Source organism: Psychrobacter immobilis, assembly GCF_904846185.1.
Taxonomy (GTDB): Bacteria; Pseudomonadota; Gammaproteobacteria; order Pseudomonadales; family Moraxellaceae; genus Psychrobacter; species Psychrobacter immobilis_B.
In genome coordinates this window covers 1-1,214 of sequence record NZ_CAJGZQ010000058.1, presented here as the reverse complement: position 1 = coordinate 1,214, position 1,214 = coordinate 1, and the positions used below count along the sequence as shown (strand labels likewise).

The 1,214-nt window shown below is 31.6% G+C and carries 1 protein-coding gene; it reads right to left on the bottom strand.

Annotated features, from left to right (window positions below):
* Positions 1–256 precede the first annotated feature (256 nt).
* Positions 257–886, bottom strand: a complete 630-nt coding sequence (locus tag JMW94_RS14675) for a hypothetical protein (protein WP_201604896.1) — start codon at positions 884–886, stop codon at positions 257–259.
* Positions 887–1,214 lie beyond the last annotated feature (328 nt).

The following is a 1,214-nucleotide window of genomic DNA, read 5'->3' as shown; positions in this document are numbered from 1 at the left end:
ATTGAAGTTGATCCCAAAGCGTATCTGTTAGTGCTGTTCTTGCCATGACTTGTACTTCTCGCAGCGTCTCAATAGATGCGGTATTGTAACTATTATTTATGGCTTAACCAATTGAAGACACGCCCTAATTACTGATATTAAAAAACCGCTACAGTATTTTCTGTAGCGGTTTTTTGGCCTAGCCAAACTTAAATCTTAATACTCGATAAAAATTGTTTGTTATAAACTCACGTTTCTTAACAAAGTAACAAGTCAATTACGTAATTAAAATTACACCAAAAATAAATACTGATAGTAGAAGTACTAAAAAAAATTTCCACCCACTTATATCTTTGTTTCCAAAAACTATCGCGAGGCGTCCATAAGAGTAAAAATTAATACAAAGCAATATAAAGAAAACCAGTATTTTGAATATAATCCATAGGTAGTTGATCATTTCAATAGGTAGAGGTAGTGCGTACTTTATAGAGGTAGTTTGTAGTTCATCTAGAAGCAATACTGCTATACCTATTTCACCTATATGCTGAAGTAATACCTTTCCCATATCTTCATCTTTGAGATTTATCTCACCACTATGTAATTTTCTGATAATAGTTTTTGCATAAATCGACCTGAGAAAAATAAATCCTGCAAAAATAAAAGTAGTTAATATAAAACCTATATTTAGTAATATGTCATTGTCTGTAATTGCTAAAATATTTATCACATTAACAATATCTTTTGTTAGTGTGCTTAGTAGCATACCTATTAACACCCAAAAACTACTTAAGAAAGTAATTTTCAATCCTCCTATAATATTTTTATTAACATTTCTTTCCAAATCACTAATACTGCTTATTGTGTTATTTAGAGTGCTTCTGATGTTATTGTTATCTTTCGAAAACATACATTTCAAACCTTCTTCTAACGCACTTATATTCTGCCTATTTATCTCGCTAGATTTAAAAAGATATTTAACGTTGTCTTCAATGCTTTTTTCATCATTCCATTCGAAGACCTGTATTAAGCTTCCCGCAGTAAAATCAATGGAGCTTTTTATACCATCAGGCTTTATCTCAGAAGTAGAGCCATATTTTTTTGGCTTCTTACTATAGTCAGTCTATAATAAAAGAGATACAGCCCATATCCTGAAACAGTTTTGGTAAATTATTCTCCATCCACCCTTGGCGTAGAAACTTAGCCTGTGCCCACTTTTTCTCGATAGGGTTTAGATC

Coding starts and splice junctions, on each gene's coding strand:
- JMW94_RS14675 (WP_201604896.1), bottom strand. CDS start 886: ATGTTTTCGAAAGATAACAATAACATCAGAAGCACTCTAAATAACACA.